1 protein-coding gene is annotated in these 3,275 nt (G+C 65.9%); it reads right to left on the reverse strand.

Features of this window, described 5'->3' with window-relative positions; translation table 11 throughout:
- Positions 1 to 3,275: condensation domain-containing protein (locus CH289_RS27885; protein ID WP_143545156.1), on the reverse strand; the 3,275-nt coding region annotated here is incomplete at both ends.

A 3,275-nucleotide genomic window follows, 5' to 3' on the forward strand; every position in this document is an offset into this window, starting at 1 on the left:
AGGTGTCGAGTGAGGTGGTGTGGTCGTGGTGGGTGAGCCAGTGGAGGAAGCTCGGGTAGGTGGTGTCGGGGAGTGCGGGTGTGGTGGGGTTGTTGTAGGCGCGGAGCAGTGTCTTGATCAGTGGCGGGGTGGACCAGCCGTCGGTGATGGCGTGGTGGATGGTCAGGATGAGGGTGTGCTGGTCGGCTGCGGTCGTGACCGCGGTGACGCGCATCAACGGCGCGTCAGCCAGAACGAACCCGGTTTCCCGGTTCCGCGCCACGGCTTTGTCCACGGCATCTGCATCTCCGATGCCATTCACTGCGGTGAGTTCGATCGTCGCGTGCGTGGGGATGACGGCGACGTAGTCGCCGTTCGCAGCGGGTGTGATCGCCGCTTTGAGGTTGGGATAGATCTCGGTCAACGTTCGCAGGGCTCTGTCGAGCCGTTCGTTGTCGAGCGTTCCGGTGACGTGGACCACTGTGTGCGTGAGATACAGGTCCACGCTGGCGCTGTCACCGAGGAGTGATTCGAAGACCATGCCGTGTTGCAGTGGCGTCAGGGGCTGGACGTCAGCGATGTCGCCGTAACGGTGGTCCCAGGTGGTGAGGTCGCCGTAGGTCGTACCGCTGGCGGTGAAGTCGGTGAGGGAACGGCGCACGCGCCCTGCACCCACGTCGCTGGCGTACGTGACAAGAGTCTGTAACGCGGTGGTCCAGAGTTGGACGAGTTCGCGCGCCTGTTCGCTGGTCAAGATGTCCTGGGCATAGGCGAAGGATCCGTCGAACATGGGCTCGCCATCGCTACCAGTGAGAACCGCGATGTTGACATCCACCACTGCTGCAGCGGGCAAGTTTTTCGGCAGGTGCGCGCGAATTCCGGGGCACTCCGGCGAATTGGACCATGGTTTGGCGGTGCCGGCACTGAAGTTGCCGAGGTAGTTGAGCGCGAGGTCGGGGGTGGTGGTGGGCAGGGCGGTTTCGGTGTTGAGGTGGGTGAGTATGCCGTAGCCGATGCCGCGGTCCGGGACGCGTGCGAGTGTGTCTTTGATGCGTAGTACGGCGTCGGCGGCGAGGTGGGGGTCGGTGAGTGTGTCGATCGGGTCGAGGTCGGTGAGGTCGGCCATGATCGGGTACCAGGTGGTGAACCAGCCGATCGAGCGTGAGAGGTCTGCTCCGGGGACGAGGGTTTCTTGGCGGCCGTGGCCTTCCATGCCGATGGTGACCGGCCGTGGCTCGAGGTGGTGGCGTGCGCGCCAGGTGCCGGTGGCGATGGTGACTGCGGTGAGGAGGATGTCTTCGACGCTGGCGGAGAGTGCGGCGGTGACGTTGTCGATCAGGGGCCCGGCCGGGATTTTCACGTCGATAGTTGTGACGGCGGCCTGGGTGTGGCGCTCCTGGTCGATTCCGGTCTCGCCGAACAGCGGGACGACCGCGTTCACCACCGTGCTCCAATGACCCAGTTGCTCGGTGACATCCTGCTCGGTCAGTGCGTGCGTCCAGGTGGTGATGGAGGTTCCGGCGGGGAGCAGGTCGGTGTCGGTGGCGCCGGTGTCGAGTGCCCAGGCGTGTGCGAGGTCGTCTTGAAGGATGCGCCAGGAGACTCCGTCGACGGCGAGGTGGTGGATGACCATGACGAGGCGGCCGGTGGTGTCACCGAAGTCGGTGTCGTTGGGGTTGGTGTCACCGGAGTGGGTGCACCACAGGGCGCGCCACAAAATCCCGTTCGTCGGATCGAGTTGCTCGGAGAGCCGTGTCGTCTCGGCAGTGACGTATGCAGGCCAGCGCGGTCCGGACCAGCCGTCGGTGAATTCGGTGGTGTCGAGTCGGGCGGTGACCTCGATCGGGGTGGCGGCGCCGGTGAAGTGTGGTGCGCCGGAGTTGTCGATGTCGAGGCGGCCCTGCAGGGTCGGGTGATGTCCGATGACGCGGGTGAGGATTCGGTGGAGGGTGTCGGTGGTGAGGTCGGGTGGGGTGGTGAAGACGAAGGATTGGGTGAAGTGGTCGAAGCCGGGTCGGTCTACGTAGCGGGCGGCGATGGGTTGCAGTGGTGCGGTGGTGACGGTGGTGGGTCCGGTTTCGGTGTGGGTCTGGGTGTGGGTGTCGGCGATTCGTGCCAGGGCGCTGATGGTGCGGTGGGTGAAGATGTCGGCGGCGGTGATGGTGATGCCGGCGCGGCGGGCTGCGGTGACGACTTGGATGGAGGAGATGGAGTCGCCGCCGAGGCGGAAGAAGTCGTCGTCGATCGACAGTGGGGTGTCGGTGGGCAGGTGCAGGATGTCGGAGAAGACGGTTGCGAGCACGGTTTCGGTGACCGTGCTCGGTGTGTGTCCGCCGGTGAGGGCTGCGGTGAGGTCTGGTGCGGGGAGCGCTCGGCGGTCGAGTTTGCCGTTGGGGGTGACCGGGACGGTGGTGATGGGGATGAAGACGGTGGGGATCATGTAGTCCGGTACCCGTGCGGTCAGATGCTCCCGCAGTTCGTCGTCGGTGACGTCGGTACCGACGTAATAGGCGGCAAGGTATTTGTCATTGCCGCCGGGGTGGTCGGCGGCGATGACGACCGCGGTCGAGACGGCAGGGTGCTGCTGCAGGACGACGCGGATCTCGTCGAGTTCGATGCGGAAGCCGCGGATCTTGACTTGGTCGTCGGAGCGGCCGAGGTAGTCGAGTTCACCGGCGTGGTTCCAGCGGACGAGATCACCGGTGCGATACAGACGCTGCCCGGATCCGGTAGCGACGAACCGGGACGCCGTCAGATCCGTGCGGCCGATGTAGCCGTCGGCGAGTTGGACACCACCGAGATACAGCTCTCCTGTCACCCCGACGGGTACCGGGCGCAGCCAGGTGTCGAGGACGTGGGTGGTTGTGTTGGCGACCGGTGTTCCGATGGGCACGGTCACCGCGTCGGCCAACGCAGACGCGTGGACGGGTGCTGCGGTGACGTCGACGGCGGCTTCGGTGGGGCCGTAGAGGTTGTGCAGTTCGGCGCCGAGGAAGAGTCGGTCGGCGTCGGCGGCGTTCGCGGCGGGGAGGGCTTCGCCGGAGAAGAACACTAGCCGCACCGACGCCAACCGGTCCGGGTCAGGAGTCGCCCCGAGGAATGCAGCGAGCATGGCGGGCACGAAGTGCAGGACGGTGATCTGGTGGCGGTCGATGACCTCGGCGAGATACGACGGGTCTTTGTGGCCGCCGTCTTTGGCGACGACGAGGGTGGCGCCGACGACGGCGGGGAGGAAGAATTCCCAGACCGAGACGTCGAAGACGGCGGGGGTTTTCTGCAGGATCCGATCACCGGGG

It is taken from the genome of Rhodococcus sp. RS1C4 (genome assembly GCF_002258225.1).
In the GTDB taxonomy this organism is placed as follows: Bacteria; Actinomycetota; Actinomycetes; order Mycobacteriales; family Mycobacteriaceae; genus Rhodococcoides; species Rhodococcoides fascians_E.